This window comes from Pseudomonas sp. 3JA (assembly GCF_036961705.1).
GTDB lineage: Bacteria > Pseudomonadota > Gammaproteobacteria > Pseudomonadales > Pseudomonadaceae > Aquipseudomonas > Aquipseudomonas fluorescens_Q.
Genome location: NZ_JBAMDJ010000026.1, coordinates 1 through 15,418, shown reverse-complemented (window position 1 = coordinate 15,418; position 15,418 = coordinate 1). Strand labels below are relative to the sequence as shown.

The 15,418-nt window shown below is 61.3% G+C and carries 14 protein-coding genes and 1 riboswitch; of the genes, 1 reads left to right on the top strand and 13 read right to left on the bottom strand.

Going from position 1 to position 15,418, the window contains the following annotated elements; genetic code table 11:
- Positions 1-112: 112 nt before the first annotated feature.
- Positions 113-1,117, bottom strand: coding sequence for a low-specificity L-threonine aldolase (ltaE, locus tag V7773_RS19790; RefSeq protein ID WP_336074643.1), 1,005 nt, complete (start codon positions 1,115-1,117; stop codon positions 113-115).
- 269 nt (positions 1,118-1,386) lie between these two features.
- Positions 1,387-1,555: riboswitch (FMN riboswitch) on the top strand.
- Positions 1,556-1,655: 100 nt separating this feature from the next.
- Here ltaE and V7773_RS19785 point away from each other — a divergent pair.
- Positions 1,656-2,165: a 6,7-dimethyl-8-ribityllumazine synthase gene (locus V7773_RS19785; RefSeq protein ID WP_092145243.1), complete on the top strand. Its 510-nt coding sequence runs from the start codon at positions 1,656-1,658 to the stop codon at positions 2,163-2,165.
- Positions 2,166-2,288: 123 nt separating this feature from the next.
- Here V7773_RS19785 and astE read toward each other — a convergent pair whose 3' ends face one another.
- The 12 genes from astE to V7773_RS19725 form a co-directional block, all read right to left on the bottom strand.
- Positions 2,289-3,296 (bottom strand): succinylglutamate desuccinylase, encoded by a 1,008-nt coding sequence (gene astE, locus V7773_RS19780; RefSeq protein WP_003204782.1) that lies wholly within the window; start codon positions 3,294-3,296, stop codon positions 2,289-2,291.
- Between the two features lie 12 nt (positions 3,297-3,308).
- Positions 3,309-3,596, bottom strand: coding sequence for a hypothetical protein (locus V7773_RS19775; protein ID WP_003178862.1), 288 nt, complete (start codon positions 3,594-3,596; stop codon positions 3,309-3,311).
- A 69-nt stretch (positions 3,597-3,665) separates the two neighbouring features.
- Positions 3,666-5,012, bottom strand: coding sequence for an N-succinylarginine dihydrolase (astB, locus tag V7773_RS19770; RefSeq protein ID WP_336074642.1), 1,347 nt, complete (start codon positions 5,010-5,012; stop codon positions 3,666-3,668).
- 130 nt (positions 5,013-5,142) lie between these two features.
- Entirely contained in the window at positions 5,143-6,612 is a 1,470-nt protein-coding gene (gene astD / locus V7773_RS19765) for a succinylglutamate-semialdehyde dehydrogenase (RefSeq protein WP_336074713.1), read from the bottom strand.
- A complete protein-coding gene (gene astA / locus V7773_RS19760) occupies positions 6,609-7,634 on the bottom strand; it encodes an arginine N-succinyltransferase (protein ID WP_063324712.1) in 1,026 nt (341 codons plus the stop codon). The genes astD and astA overlap by 4 nt, the downstream gene beginning before the upstream one ends.
- Before the next feature lie 54 nt (positions 7,635-7,688).
- On the bottom strand, positions 7,689-8,708 hold the full coding sequence (gene aruF / locus V7773_RS19755) for an arginine/ornithine succinyltransferase subunit alpha (protein WP_092145236.1): 1,020 nt from the start codon (positions 8,706-8,708) through the stop codon (positions 7,689-7,691).
- Positions 8,709-8,939: 231 nt separating this feature from the next.
- Entirely contained in the window at positions 8,940-10,160 is a 1,221-nt protein-coding gene (locus V7773_RS19750) for an aspartate aminotransferase family protein (RefSeq protein WP_063324710.1), read from the bottom strand.
- Positions 10,161-10,567: 407 nt separating this feature from the next.
- A complete protein-coding gene (gene argR / locus V7773_RS19745; RefSeq protein WP_092145232.1) occupies positions 10,568-11,548 on the bottom strand; it encodes a transcriptional regulator ArgR in 981 nt (326 codons plus the stop codon).
- 113 nt (positions 11,549-11,661) lie between these two features.
- A complete protein-coding gene (locus tag V7773_RS19740; RefSeq protein ID WP_063324708.1) occupies positions 11,662-12,426 on the bottom strand; it encodes an ABC transporter ATP-binding protein in 765 nt (254 codons plus the stop codon).
- Positions 12,427-12,482: 56 nt separating this feature from the next.
- Positions 12,483-13,181 carry an ABC transporter permease gene (locus V7773_RS19735; RefSeq protein WP_063324707.1) on the bottom strand — a complete coding sequence of 233 codons (699 nt, stop codon included), beginning with the start codon at positions 13,179-13,181 and terminating at the stop codon, positions 12,483-12,485.
- Positions 13,178-13,867, bottom strand: coding sequence for an ABC transporter permease (locus V7773_RS19730; RefSeq protein ID WP_003204800.1), 690 nt, complete (start codon positions 13,865-13,867; stop codon positions 13,178-13,180). Before V7773_RS19730 ends, V7773_RS19735 begins: the two co-directional genes overlap by 4 nt.
- 90 nt (positions 13,868-13,957) lie before the next feature.
- Positions 13,958-14,731 carry an ABC transporter substrate-binding protein gene (locus V7773_RS19725; RefSeq protein ID WP_336074637.1) on the bottom strand — a complete coding sequence of 258 codons (774 nt, stop codon included), beginning with the start codon at positions 14,729-14,731 and terminating at the stop codon, positions 13,958-13,960.
- Positions 14,732-15,418 lie beyond the last annotated feature (687 nt).

Below are 15,418 nucleotides of genomic sequence, written 5' to 3'. Positions count from 1 at the left end.
GTGCAAAACGTCAACAGACGAAGCAACGGCAAAGGGCCGCATTATATCGGCCCTGCGCGTGGGGTACAGCGTGTTTATGCGATAGAAACTGTCAATTGGCCCGGTTGACGGGTCAGTGGCGGGAAAATTCGACGAAAGTGGCGACCACCTGGTCGATTTGCGCCGCGCTCACGTCCATGTGCGTCACCATTCGCAGGCGTGGCGCAGCGCTGAGCTTGACGCCCCGTTCATCGGCAAATGCCTTGATCGCCTCGGCCCGCTCGCCCATTTGCACGTAGACCATGTTGGTCTGCACCGGCTCGACCTCGTAACCCGCCGCTCGCAAGCCCTCGGCGAGCCGCTGGGCATTGGCGTGGTCATCGGCCAGGCGCTGGACCTGATGTTCCAGGGCGTACAGCCCCGCCGCCGCGAGAATCCCGGCCTGGCGCATGCCGCCGCCGACCATCTTGCGCAGCCGACGGGCCTTGCCGATCAGCTCGACTCTGCCGCACAGGACCGAGCCCACCGGCGCGCCGAGGCCCTTGGACAAGCACACCGACACCGAATCGAAATGCTGCGTGATCTGCCGGGCGTCGACACTCAGCTTGACCGCGGCGTTGTACAGCCGCGCCCCGTCCAAATGCAGGGCCAGGCCATGTTCCTGGGTGAAACGCCGGGCCTGGGCCAGGTATTCCAGTGGCAGCACCTTGCCCTGCATGGTGTTTTCCAGGGCCAGCAGGCGGGTGCGGGCAAAGTGGAAGTCATCGGGCTTGATCGCCGCGGCCACTTGCGCCAAGTCCAGGGAACCGTCCGCCTGCACCTCCAGAGGCTGAGGCTGGATAGAACCCAGCACCGCCGCCCCGCCACCTTCGTATTTGTAGGTGTGGGCCTGCTGGCCGACGATGTATTCGTCGCCGCGCTCGCAGTGGGCCATCAACCCCAACAGGTTACTCATGGTCCCCGTGGGCACGAACAACGCTGCGGCAAACCCCAGGCGCGCGGCCAGTTCGGCCTCAAGGCGATTGACGGTCGGGTCTTCCCCGTACACATCGTCACCAGTAGGCGCGCTGGCCATGGCATCCAGCATGCCGGCGCTGGGTTGGGTGACCGTGTCGCTGCGAAGATCGATAACACTCATGAATCTGGCCTCGGGTTCTGGTGGGGGAATTCCCTTTCGAAGGGCAATTACTGCGGGTATGGCGACGATTAATCAAGACCGACTGGAGGAATATTCCGTGGCGAGGGAGCTTGCTCCCGCTCGGGTGCGAAGCAGCCGCAAAATCCAGGGGCCGCTTCGCAGCACAGCGGGAGCAAGCGCCCTCGCCACAGTGTTCTCGGGACATCCAGGTCATGCGTCGCGCTGAAATATGTGTTAAAAATCCTCCGCCGCCAAAAACATGGTGGCAAAAACGTTCTCAGGGCGGGGTGTAACTCCCCACCGGCGGTAATTGCACGCAACGTGCATAGCCCGCGAGCGCTTGGTGGTACACCGCTTTTTGGGGTGTAGCGACAAGGTCAGCAGACCCGGTGTGATTCCGGGGCCGACGGTCATAGTCCGGATGAAGAGAGAACGGGATTGATACCCAAGGGCCGACTGCGACTGTCCGTGCGCGGCGTACCCTCGAATCCCCTTCGATTCATGACGCCCTGTTTTTCACACAAACAGGAACCAGAACATGCAACCCACTGCAATCGACAGCAAAAGCAAAAGTCATCCGGGCGAGCGCGTCGCGTTCATCCAGGCCTGCTGGCACAAGGAAATCGTCGACCAGAGCCGTAAAGGCTTCGTCGCCGAAATGATCATCCAGGGTTACCAGGAAAGTGATATCGACTTCTTCGAAGTCGGTGGCGCCTTCGAGATTCCGCTGCACGCCAAGCTGCTGGCCAAGTCAGGCCGCTACGCCGGCATCGTCGCCGCCGGCCTGGTGGTGGACGGTGGCATCTACCGTCACGAATTCGTCGCCCAATCGGTGATCAGCGGCCTGATGCAGGTCCAGCTGGAAACCGAAGTGCCGGTGTTCTCGGTCGTGCTCACGCCGCATCACTTCCATGCCGGGGAAGAACATCAGAAGTTCTTCTTCGAGCATTTCGTGCACAAGGGCCAGGAAGCGGCGAAGACCTGCGCCGATACGTTGCACAAGACCCGGGCGTTGCGCCGTAGTGAGCAGCGGGCGGTAGCGAGCTAAAAACCACTGAAAAACCTGTGGGAGCGAGCTTGCTCGCGATGACCGGGTACCAGTCACCTGCAACATTGACTGGAACACCGCTATCGCGAGCAAGCTCGCTCCCACAATGGTTCGGTGTGGGTTTTAGATCAGGTTTTCGTCGGTCGCCGGCACAATCAGGATGCCAGCCCGCAAGCCATTCTTGACCTTGGGGTTCGGAAAGATGATCCGGGCGCCTTCTTCTTCGATCACCCAGCGGGTCTGGGCGATGTCTTCGGCCAGCACGTAGCCTTTGCCCAATTCCGAGAAGTTCTCGATGTCCGCCGGCAGGTTCAGGCGGAAACTGTCGCTGTGCTTGATGATTTCCCGGGCCACGCTGAACAGCTGCAGGCCATCGAGCCCTTCATCCAGCTCCGGCTCGTTACCCTCGATGATCTGTTGCAGGCGGGTTTCCAGCAGGCTGACGTTGACCCCGTCGTTCTGTCCGAATGGCCGGGCCTTGCCCAGTTCCAGGGTGAAGGACTCGGCACCGAGCTGGTCGTAGGTGTAGGCGCTGAACACAATGGACGGCTTGTTCTGCAGCAACACCGCCTCCATGCCCCCGGCACGCAGGCGTGCCAGTTCACGGCGTGAATGCTGGCGACCTTCTTTCCAGGGGTAGAGGGCGAACTGCTCGATCTTCGAGCCGCGGATGGCGGTGTGCAGGTCGTAATGCAAGCGACTGCGTTCTGGCCGACTGAAGAAACTGGCGGCCAGGCGCTCCAGCTCGCAGGCCCGTAGCGCCTCAGGACCGCCGCTCAGCTCATGGCGGCCATTGAACAGGCGGTTGACGTCCTGTTCGACGAAACGCTCACCGCGCCGTATGGCCTCGGGGTTGCCGAACAGGAACAGAATGCGCGCCCGCGGCTTCAAATGGCCACGGGCGATGTCGTGCAGCAAGCGGTCGAGCAGCTCGATCGGCGCGGTTTCGTTGCCGTGGATACCGGCCGACAGCAGCAGGTCCAGACCGTTATCCCGGGCTTCGGGCGGCTTGACCTCCAGCGCGCCCTCGCTCAACCAGCGCATCCGTACGCCTTCGACAGTCAGTTGAGTCTTCTCCGCCGGTTCACGGCCGGCGAGGGTCAGTTCAAGCAGTTTGCCGAGGGCGAGCATAGCGCGGTTTCCTTAATGGTCGTGGCCGCAATCCGGGCCATGGACATGGTCATCGTCGCCGACGTCCGCCGGTTCCATTTCCAGTTGCAGGCTGACCAGGTTGGTCGCCAATGGACGCAACAACAGGTTGGCGTATTCCTCGTCCCCTTCCTCGACATCGACGCCGATCAGCAACTGACCACGGCCATCCTGCTGGATCCACAACTCCTTGCCTTGCCACATCACCGCGACGCGGGTGCAGGAGGTTTCCAGTTGGGTGCCGTCGGTGTCTTCAAGGATCAGCTGCAAGGTATCGCTCATGTCTTTACGTTCTCGTCTGGGAATAAGGCAACGCGCCCTGCTTTGACTGTAGTCAGGTCGCGCGCGCTTTCAATTGATCTGGAAAGGATAAACCGAGCCAAGTTTAAGGATTTGTGTCAGTTCATCCAGTGCCCCACGGCATTCGAGCAGCAACTGGGGGTCTGCCAGATCGTTTTCGGTCATGCGGTCGCGGTAGTGCCGCTCGACCCATTGGGTCAGCGAATCGTACAGCGGCGCGGTCATGATAACCCCTGGGTTGACGGCCGCCAGCTCGGTTTCATTAAGGGCCACGCGCAACCTCAGGCAAGCCGGGCCACCACCGTTCTGCATGCTTTGCTTGAGGTCGAAGACCTTCACTTCGCGAATCACCCCGCCAGTGCCCGTCAGGCCCTGCAGGTATTGCCAGACGCGCTCGTTGCCACGGCACTCTTCCGGCACGATCAACAGCATGGAGCCGTCGGGACGCGACAGCAACTGGCTATTGAACAGGTAGGAACGCACCGCATCATCCACCGTCACCGCCGAACGCGGCACGCACACCGACTGAAATTTGCCACCGACTTTGGCGAGTTTGGCGCTCAGCTCGGCCAACATCTTGTCGGTCTCGAGAAACGCGTCCTCGTGATAGAACAGCACTTCGCCATTGCCCACCGCGATCACGTCGTTGTGGAACACACCCTGGTCGATCACCGATGGGTTCTGTTGAGCGTACACCACGCCCTCCTCCCTCAGCCCGTGCAGGCGGGCAACAGCCTGGGAAGCTTCCAGGGTCTGGCGCGCCGGGTATTTCTGCGGCGCGGGATAGCGGGTGTCAAAAGCGCTGCGACCGAACACAAAGAACTCGACACCGGCCTCACCGTAGGCGCGGCAGAAACGGGTGTGGTTGGCCGCGCCTTCATCGCCGAACTGCGCCACCGCTGGCAACGCGGCGTGGTGGGCGAAGTGTTGCTGGTTGGCGAACATCGCCCCCAGCACACGACTGGTGGTCGGATGTTCGATGCTGCGGTGGTATTTGCAATTCAGGTTGGCGGCGGTGAAATGCACGCGACCATCAGCGGTGTCGGCACTCGGGCTGACGGTGGCGGCGTTAGCCACCCACATGCTGGAGGCCGAGCAACTGGCGACCAGCAGCGGCATCGCTTCTTTCGCGGCCTGTTGGATGACCTGGGCATCGCTGCCGGCAAAACCCAACCGACGCAGGGCCGCCACGTCCGGGCGCTCCTGCGGCGCCAGCACACCTTGCTGGAAACCCATGTCCATCAGCGCTTTCATTTTCGCCAGGCCCTGCAACGCCGCTTCCTTGGGGTTGGAGGACTGCTGGCTATTGCTCTGGGAGGCGACGTTGCCGTACGAGAGCCCGCCGTAGTTATGGGTCGGCCCCACTAGACCGTCAAAGTTGACTTCATAGGATTTCATCAGCGAGGCTCCACGAGAATCTGTTTTTATAGGCATCAATTACAACCGCGTCGCGGCTATCGCGAGCAAGCTCGCTCCCACAAAGGACTGCACAACCCCCTGTGGGAGCGAGCTTGCTCGCGATCGGGGTTCACACCATTCTCACGCCGGGGGTCAGGGCAGCCGGCATGACGAGGCTCGGAGTCTCCAGGGACGCCACCGGGTACGCGCAATAATCAGCCGCGTAATAAGCACTGGCGCGATGGTTGCCCGAAGCGCCGACACCGCCGAACGGCGCGCTGCTGGCAGCCCCCGTCAGTTGCTTGTTCCAGTTGACGATACCGGCACGGCTCTCCAGCCAGAACTGCTGGTAACGCTCTTGGGAATCGGACAGCAACCCGGCGGCCAGGCCATATTGCGTATTGTTGGCCTCGGTGATTGCCGCTGCGAAATCTTTGTAGCGGATCACTTGCAGCAACGGCCCGAACAGTTCTTCATCAGGCCGCTCGGCCACGGTCGTCACGTCCAGGATACCCGGCGTCAGCAATGCCGCCTGAGGCTGGGGCTGGGTCATGCTCAACAGCGGCACCGCGCCTTTGCCCAGCAAATGGTTCTGCGCGTCCATCAGCGCCTTTGCCGCGCCCAGGGAAATCACCGCCCCCATGAAGGGTGCCGGTTGCTGGTCGAAAGCACCGACTTCAAGGGTCGAGCTGACGGCCACCAGGCGCGCCAGCAAGGCATCGCCCCAGGCCCCTTCCGGCACCAGCAGGCGGCGCGCACAGGTGCAGCGCTGCCCGGCGGAAATGAAAGCGGACTGAATAATGGTGTAGACCGCAGCATCGACGTCGGCCACCTCATCCACCACCAGCGGGTTGTTGCCGCCCATTTCCAGCGCGAGGATCTTGTCCGGACGCCCGGAAAATTGTTGGTGCAACAGATTGCCGGTACGGCTGGAGCCGGTGAAGAACAGTCCGTCGATGCCCGAGTTGGCCGCCAGGGCGATACCGGTTTCCCGCGCGCCTTGCAGCAGGTTCAGCACGCCCGCTGGCAGGCCGGCCTCGACCCAACACTTGACCGTCAGCTCGGCGACTTTCGGCGTCAGCTCGCTCGGCTTGAACAGCACGCTGTTACCGGCCAGCAGCGCTGGCACGATGTGGCCATTGGGCAAGTGACCGGGGAAGTTGTAGGGGCCGAACACCGCCACCACGCCATGGGGCTTGTGGCGCAGCACGGCGGTGGCGTCGCCCAGGGGGCCGCTCTTCTCACCGGTCCGCTCGCGGTAGCTCTGCACCGAAATGGCAATTTTATTGACCATGGTGGTGACTTCGGTCGCCGCTTCCCACAACGGTTTTCCGGTTTCTTCACCGATGCACTGGGCCAGTTCGTCAGCATGGCTTTTCAGGCTCGCGGCAAAGGCTTCCAGTACCTGGATGCGCTCATCCAGCGTGCGCCGAGCCCAGCCCGGAAACGCCTGGCGCGCGGCCTGCACCGCCGACTCCACCTGCGCAGCCGTGGCGCCCTTGCCCGACCACAGCACCTGCTGGGTCACCGGGTTCAACGACTCAAAAACGTCACCTTGGCCTTCCAGCCAACTTCCTGCGATGTACAGCGAATTCATTATTTCGACTCCCGAGCAGCAGACAACGCGACGGCACGCACCTGATCGCCGGCATTGAGTTGAAGACGTTTGGCAGTCAGCGGATCGACCACCAGGGTGCCCGCAGCCAGGCGCGCCGGTGCCGCCGTGATGCGGCAGTCCTCGCGCTTACGGTTATGAATGATGAACGGCGTGGCGTCATCACCCGGCGTACCGATGGCCAGCACCAGCGCCTGGCTGTCACGAATCGCGCGGATCTTGCCGGTTTCGCACTCCACCGCCGGGCCGGCGTCGAAGATGTCGACGTAACCCTGGTAACTGAAGCCTTCGCTCTTGAGCATCGACAATGCCGGTTCGGTGTCCGGATGAACCTGGCCGATCACGGCCCGGGCATCTTCGGACAAGAAACAGGTGTACAACGGGAACTTGGGCATCAGCTCGGCGATGAACGCCTTGTTGCCCACGCCGGTGAGGTAATCGGCCTGGCTGAATTCCATCTTGAAGAAGTGCCGGCCCAGGCTTTCCCAGAACGGTGAACGCCCCTTGTCGTCGGACATGCCGCGCATCTCGGCGATGATCTTGTTGCCGAACAATTGCGGGAATTCGGCAATGAACAACAGCCGCGCCTTGGCCAGCATGCGGCCATTGAGACCACTGCGGAAATCGGCATGCAGGAACAGCGAGCACAGCTCGGAATTGCCGGTCAGGTCGTTGGCCAGGAACAGGGTCGGGATTTCCCGGTAGATGTTCAGCTCCTGGGAGGCGCTGACTGTCAGGCCGACCCGGAAGTTGTACCAGGGCTCACGCAACCCCACGGCACCGGCGATGGCGGAAATGCCCACCACGCGACCGTCATCGTCTTCGAGCACGAACAGGTAGTCCGCGTCACCGCGCCCGGCTTCGCCGCGAAAGGTCTTCTCGGCCCAGCCGACCCGATGGGCCAGGCGCTCTTCGTTGGCCGGCAAGGTGGTCAGGCCGGTACCCGTGCTGCGGGCCAGGGCGATCAGAGCGGGTAAATCGCTGCTGCGTACGGGACGAACGATCATGCTATCTCCTCAAACGGGTCGCTCACGCCACCCGCGAAACTCAGCTGTAAAGCGTTATACGGCTACCAGGCGCACGCTGGCGCCTTCGCCGACGCCCAAGGCTTCGGCCGCTTCCATGTCCAGCGTCACAGGTTTGCCCGGCGCGTAATCGAGCTCGAGCAGCACGGCGCGGTAATCCTGCAACTGGGCATTGGCCACCAGGTACTGGCGGCCGGCACCCTTGACCGGTTCACCGATCTTGACCGGCACCACGCGGCTCTGGGCAATCGAGCGGATGCCCGAGACACGAGCGTGCAGGGTCGGGCCACCGTCGAAGATGTCGATGTAGTGATCGGTCTCGAAACCCTCGCGCATCAGGATGTCGAAGGTGATCTGCGCCCGCGGATGGACCTGGCCCATGGCTTCCTGGGCGGCGTCCGGCAACAGCGGCACGTAGATCGGGTAATGCGGCATCAATTCGGCGAGGAAGGTGCGACTTTTCAGCCCGCACAGACGCTCGGCGGCGGCGTAATTGAGGTCGAAGAAGTTGCGACCGATGGCGTCCCAGAACGGGGAGTCGCCATTCTCATCGCTGTAGCCGACGATCTCGGTCACCACCGAATCGGCAAACCGTTCCGGGTGGCTGGCGACGAACAGCAGGCGCCCGCGGGAATTGAGTTCCGACCATGGCGAACCCACCAGCTCCGGCACCACGTAGAAACTGGTCAGCAGGCTGTTGCCAGTCAGGTCGTGGCACTGGGAGAGCACGTGGATCTTGTTGTGGATCTTCAGCTCACGGGAGGCGTGAACGAAAGTCTCGTTGCGAAAGCTGTAGAACGGTTCGGAATAACCGGCCGAAGCGACGATGGCCGAACAGCCCACCAGCTTGCCGGTCGTGGTGTCTTCAAGGACGAAGAAATAGCTCTCTTCACCGTTGAAGCTGACTTCGGCGGCAAACGAGGCTTCGCTTGCGGCGATCTTGTCGCTCAGGCGTTCCACGTCATCCGGCAAGGAAGTGACACCGATCGGACTGTCCGCAGCCAGACGCTGTACCTCGCCCAGATCAGCCATTTGCGCGGGGCGCATCACCAGCATGGTGTCACTCCTTAACTTGAAATAAAGGGTTCGACCTCAGGTCGACACAAAGAAAAAATACCGGACCTGCCTCCCTATTGACTCAAATGTGGGAGCAGGTTTGTGGGAGCGAAGCTTGCTCGCGATGCAGGCAATGAGTTCTACCTGCAAGGCCGAGGCGATCCGTCGCGAGCAAGCTTTGCTCCCACAAAAGCCCGGCTCCACAATGGAGCCGGTACAGTCTGTAAACAATCAGGCCTGAGTCAACTTCGCCACGGCCCGCTCGAAACGATCCAGGCCTTCGTCGATATCGGCGTCTTCCACCACCAGGCTCGGGGCGAAGCGAATCACGTCCGGGCCGGCTTGCAGGATCATCAGGCCTTCCTGTTCGGCGGCGTTGAAGATGTCCTTGGCCTTGCCTTTCCAGGCGTCGTTCAGCACGCAGCCGATCAGCAGGCCCAGGCCGCGTACTTGGGTGAACAGGCCGTACTTCTCGCCGATCTGCTCCAGGCGCGCCTTGAACTTGGCGTGCTTGGTTTTGACACCACCGAGTACCTCAGGCGTATTGACCACATCGATCACCGCTTCGGCCACCGCGCAGGCCAGCGGGTTACCGCCGTAGGTGGTGCCGTGGGTACCGACGACCAGGTGCTTGGCCAGCGCTTCGGTGGTGAGCATCGCCGCGATCGGGAAACCACCACCCAGGCTCTTGGCGCTGGTGAGGATGTCCGGGACCACGCCGTAATGCATGTAGGCGAACAGGTGGCCGCTGCGACCCATGCCGGTCTGCACTTCATCGAACACCAGCAATGCGTCGTGGGCATCGCACAGGTCGCGGGCGCCTTGCAGATAGGCCTGCTCGGCCGGCAGTACCCCGCCCTCGCCCTGGATCGGTTCCAGCACCACGGCGCAGGTCTTATCCGAAATGGCGGCTTTCAAAGCGGCCAGGTCGTTGTAAGGAACGTGGGTAATGCCAGTAATTTTAGGACCGAAGCCGTCGGAGTACTTCGACTGCCCGCCGACGTTGACGGTGAACAAGGTACGACCGTGGAAGCTATTGAGCGCGGCGATGATTTCGTACTTCTCGCTGCCGAAACGATCGAACGCGACGCGACGGGCCAGCTTGAAGGCGGCCTCGTTGGCTTCAGCGCCAGAGTTGCAGAAGAAAGCACGCTCGGCAAAGGTTGCGTTGACCAACTTATGGGCCAGGCGCAGGGCCGGCTCGTTGGTGAATACGTTGGACACGTGCCACAACTTGTTGGCCTGTTCGGTCAGTGCGCCGACCAGCGCCGGGTGGGCGTGGCCCAGTACGTTGACTGCAATACCGCCAGCAAAGTCGATCAACTCACGACCGGATTGGTCCCATACGCGGGAACCGGCACCACGCACAGGGATGAAGGCAGCAGGTGCATAGTTGGGAACCATAACCTGGTCGAAATCGGCGCGTTGTACCGCGGCTTGCTCAACGGACATCGGAGTCTCCTGATGAGGAACACCCGCCTGGAACTGGCGGGCTTGGTAAGGATTGTAAGGACAGTTTTCAGCCCGGCCTTGCCGCCAAGCGACAACTTCTTATAGCGCCAACCCACGTTTTTCGCGGGTTTACGGCAATGCGACAAATAGCGTCGCAAAGGCGCAGTTTAAACGTTGCCAAGGGATTTGAGGCACCTGCATCCATATTTCCCTGGCCAGCCACAACTGGAGCTTGAGAGGCGTTATCTGTGGCGAGGGAGCTTGCTCCTGCTGGGGCGCGCAGCGTCCCCCAGAAAAACCCCCGATCAATCTGAGGTACCGGGGTTACCATTTGGGTCCGCTTCGCGGCCCAGCGGGAGCAAGCTCCCTCGCCACAGGAAGTTGTCTTACCCCAGGAGCCTTATGCCCTAGCCCCGCTCGGACGGCACCGACGACAGTTCGAACGGGCTGCTGCTGCGCCGCTGGTTGCGGTCTTCCCGCGGTGTGGCGCCGAAGAAGTTGCGGTAGGCGCTGGAGAAGTGCGGCCCCGAGGAAAAACCGCAGGACAGGCCGATCTGGATGATGGATTTGCTGGTCTGCATCAGCATCTGCCGGGCCTTGTTCAGGCGCAGTTCCAGGTAATACTGGCTGGGCACGCGATTGAGGTATTGCTTGAAGATCCGCTCCAGCTGTCGACGGGATACACAGACATGCTGGGCGATCTCGTCGGTGGTCAGCGGTTCTTCGATGTTGGCTTCCATCAGCAGCACCGCCTGGGTGAGCTTTGGATGGCTGGAGCCAAGACGATTCTGCAGCGGGATGCGCTGACGCTCGCCGCCCTCGCGAATGCGCTCGACCACCAACTCTTCCGACACCGCACCGGCCAGTTCCGCGCCGTGATCGCGAGCCAGCACCGCCAGCAACAGGTCGAGCACCGACATGCCGCCGCAAGCGCTCAGGCGATCGCGATCCCAGTCAAACAGATGGCTAGTGGCGATGACCTTGGGGAAGCGCTCGGAGAAATCGTCCTGCCAGCGCCAATGCACGGCGGCCCGGTAACCGTCGAGCAAACCCAGTTGGGCCAGGGGATAGACACCGGCAGACAAACCACCAATCACACAACCGGCACGCACCAGTTGCTTGAGGGCGCTGCTCAGGGATGAGGCCAGCGCAGCCGGCGGCTCATCGGCCAGCAGGAAAAGCTTCTGCAAGCCTTCGAGCCTGCCAGCCCAGGGCTCGCCCGGCAGTTGCCAGGCGCCGTCGACCGGTGGTTCCGCCTGCAAGAACGACAGTTCATAGACCACATCCGGATGCACCCGCTGAGCAACACGCAAGGCCTCCTCGGCCAGCGCCAGCGTCAAGGCTTTAGTGCTGGGCCAAATCAGGAAACCTATTCGATGGGCAGTCATGGCGGGCGATCCGAAGCGAAAACAGTGTTAAAGCCAAAAGCGGCTGCAACCAAATTAGACCATCTGGCGCGCGGTGCGCAGCATGACCCAAATCAGGTGCGTAACGGGAGCGATTACTTGAGGCTGCCCGAAAGAAATTGTTGCAAGCGCTCGGATTGCGGATTGACCAGCACTTCGCGCGGGTTGCCGCTTTCTTCGACGATGCCCTTGTGCAAGAACACCAGCTGGTTCGACACTTCACGGGCAAAGCCCATTTCGTGGGTCACCACCACCATCGTCCGGCCTTCCAGGGCCAGGCCCTGCATCACCTTGAGCACATCGCCTACCAGTTCCGGGTCGAGGGCCGAGGTCGGCTCGTCGAACAGCATCACCTCCGGCTCCATCGCCAGCGCACGGGCAATCGCCACACGCTGCTGCTCGCCGCCGGACATGTGGCCCGGGTAGGCATCCTTGCGATGGGCCACGCCGACCTTGTTCAGGTAGTGCTCGGCTTTCTCCCGCGCTTGAGCCTTGGTCACGCCCAGCACATGCACCGGCGCTTCCATGATATTTTCCAGCGCAGTCATGTGGGACCACAGGTTGAAATGCTGGAACACCATCGACAGCCGCGAACGCATGCGCTGCAGTTGCTTGGGGTCTGCGGCCTTCAACGCGCCGTCCTTGCCGGCGACCAGCTTCAGCTCTTCGTTGTTGAGCAGGATCTTGCCGGCATGGGGCTGCTCAAGCAGGTTGATGCAACGCAGGAAGGTACTTTTGCCCGAGCCACTGGAGCCGATGATGCTGATCACATCGCCGGCGGCGGCTTTCAGGGACACGCCCTTGAGCACTTCGTGACTGCCATAGCGTTTATGCAGGTCTTGGACTTCAAGCTTGTACATGCGGTCGGTTCTCACAAAACGTCAGTCGTTGAGCAGTCGATCGGATCGATGCGTTATCAGTGCTTGCGCGGGGCCAGGTAACCCAACCAGCGGCGCTCGGCCAGCTTGAACAGGCGCACCAGGATGAAGGTCAGGCACAGGTAGAAAACGCCGGCCGTGATGTAGGCTTCGAACGGCAAGTAGTACTGCGCATTCACTGTGCGCGCGGCACCGGTGATGTCGATCAGGGTCACGATGGAGGCCAGGCTGGTGGTCTGCAACATCATGATCACTTCGTTGCTGTATTGCGGCAGCGCCCGACGCAAGGCCGATGGCAGCAGGATCCGGCGATACAGCTTGTAGCGCGACATGCCCATGGCCTTGGCCGCTTCGATCTCACCATTGGACGTGGCCCGCAGGCTGCCGGCGATGATTTCGGCGGTGTAGGCGCTGGTGTTGATGGCAAACGCCAGGCACGCACAGAAGGTCGCACTGGACAGCCACGGCCAGAGGAAGCTTTCGCGAACGATCGCGAACTGCGCCAGCCCGTAGTAGATCAGGAACAGTTGCACCAGCATCGGCGTGCCGCGGATCACGTAGGTGTAGAGCCAGGCCGTCATGTTGACGATCGGCTGCTTGGACACCCGCATCAGCCCCAGGGGCAACGCCGCCAGCAGGCCGAAGAACAGCGACAGGGCCAGCAACTTCAGAGTGGTCAACAAGCCACTGAAATACAGCGGCAAGGCTTCATAGATGACGTTGTAGTCGAAGATCATAGATCAGCCGCCCTTACGCCTACCGAGTAGCGCTTCTCAAGGTGACGCAATGCCAGTAACGAGACACTGGTGATCACCAGGTACATCGCCGCCACTGCGAGGAAGAAGGTGAAAGGCTCGCGCGTGGCATCTGCCGCCTGCTTGGCCTTGAACATCATGTCTTGCAGGCCCACCACCGAAATCAGCGCGGTGGCCTTGGTCAGCACCAGCCAGTTGTTGGTGAAGCCCGGGATCGCCAGGCGAATCATCTGCGGCACCAGCACCCGGAAAAACACCTGGAACCCGTTCATGCCGTACGCCATGCCCGCCTCGGCCTGCCCCTTGGGGATCGCCATGAAGGCACCGCGGAAGGTTTCCGACAGGTAGGCACCGAAGATGAACCCCAGCGTGCCGATACCGGCCGCCAGCGGGTTCAGGTCGATGTAATCGTCGTAGCCGAGCATCGGCGCCACACGGTTGAGCAAGTCCTGGCCGCCGTAGAAAATCAGCAGGATCAGCACCAGATCGGGAATACCGCGAATGACCGTGGCATACAGGTCGCCCAGCCACGCCAGCCAGCGCACCGGAGAGAGGCGCAACGCAACGCCGATCAACCCCAGGACGATGGCCAGGGCCATGGACGACAAGGCGAGCTCAAGCGTCAACCATGCGCCATCGAGGATGACAGCCCCGTAGCCTTTCAACATGATTCAGGTCCTCGAGAGTGGGATGAAAAAATGGCGCAAACCGCAGAGATCCTGTTGCTTGCGCCATTTCGCACGAGTGGCGGGACGTCGTTACTTGCCGTAGATGTCGAAAGCGAAGTATTTGTCCTGGATTTGCTTGTACTTGCCGTTCTCGCGAATGGCCGCGATCGCGCCGTTGATCTTGTCCTTCAACGCGTCGCCCTTGCGCACCGCGATGCCGACGCCGTCGCCGAAGTACTTGACGTCGGTAAAGGCCGGGCCGACGAACGCGAAGCCCTTGCCGGCATCGGTCTTGAGGAAGCCGTCATCCAACAGCGTAGCGTCTGCCACGGTGCCGTCGAGACGACCAGCGGACACGTCCAGGTAGATCTCGTTCTGCGAACCGTATGGGTTGATCTCGGCACCCAGCGGGGCCAGGACTTCACGGGCGAAACGCTCGTGGATCGAACCACGCTGCACGCCGATATTCTTGCCCTTGAGCTCGGTCAGACCGTCGCTGACCTGGGTACCGGCCTTCATCACCAGACGAGCCGGGGTGTTGTAGTACTTGTTGGTGAAATCAACCGACTTCTTGCGATCTTCGGTGATCGACATGGACGACAGGATCGCGTCGATCTTGCGAACCTTGAGCGCCGGGATCAGACCGTCGAACTCTTGCTCGACCCACACGCACTTGACCTTCATTTCTTCGCACAGCGCATTGCCGATGTCGTAGTCGAAACCGACGATGCTGCCATCCGGAGCTTTCGAGGCGAACGGAGGGTAAGCCGCTTCGATACCAATCTTCAGGGGCTTCTCATCCGCGAAGGTTGGCAGGGACAGCACGGACAGTGCCAGGGCGCCAAGCAGCACAAGTTTCTTCATCTTGGGACTCCATCGGTAAAGGGCAAAAACGGCAGAGTGAGCAACAGCCCAATATGCGAATGGGTGAAACGAACTTTGGTGCTGCGTCCTAGGAAGCTCACGGTTTATTCAACACGAGCCACGACGAGCGAGTGATCGGCATTCTAACGACAGGCCCGAAGCCGATATTTCTTCAATGCGACAACAAATTACAGAAGCACCGAGAAAGCTGTTCGAGCGCATTGACAGCCTCGCAAATTCATGCAAGAGCAAAAGAAGGGAAACCGATCTATGCTGCAAATAGCGGGCCCATTATTCGCAAACCCTTCTAATCCGGCAAGCACAGCGTGTCGGCTTATTTTTGCAGACACCCGGAAGCGCCCTGTATCGGGGCTTGGCGTTTCACATCGCCCCGTTGTGGCGCCTTTGGTTACACATTTCGAAACACCGGTAACGCTCGGAAGCGTCTGACGACGAAGATCGATATTTATTCGCAGACCATGCCGGCCAAACACAAAACCCCGTGGCGAGGGAGCTTGCTCCCGCTGGGCTGCGCAGCAGCCCCAAAGCCAGGCACCGCAGTCGTTCGGTCATACCGCATGGGCCGGTTTACGACTGCTGCGCAGCCGAGCGGGAGCAAGCTCCCTCGCCACAAGAGCACCCAGCCGTGAAATAGGTGTAAACCTTATTCAGGACCAGACAGGCCCC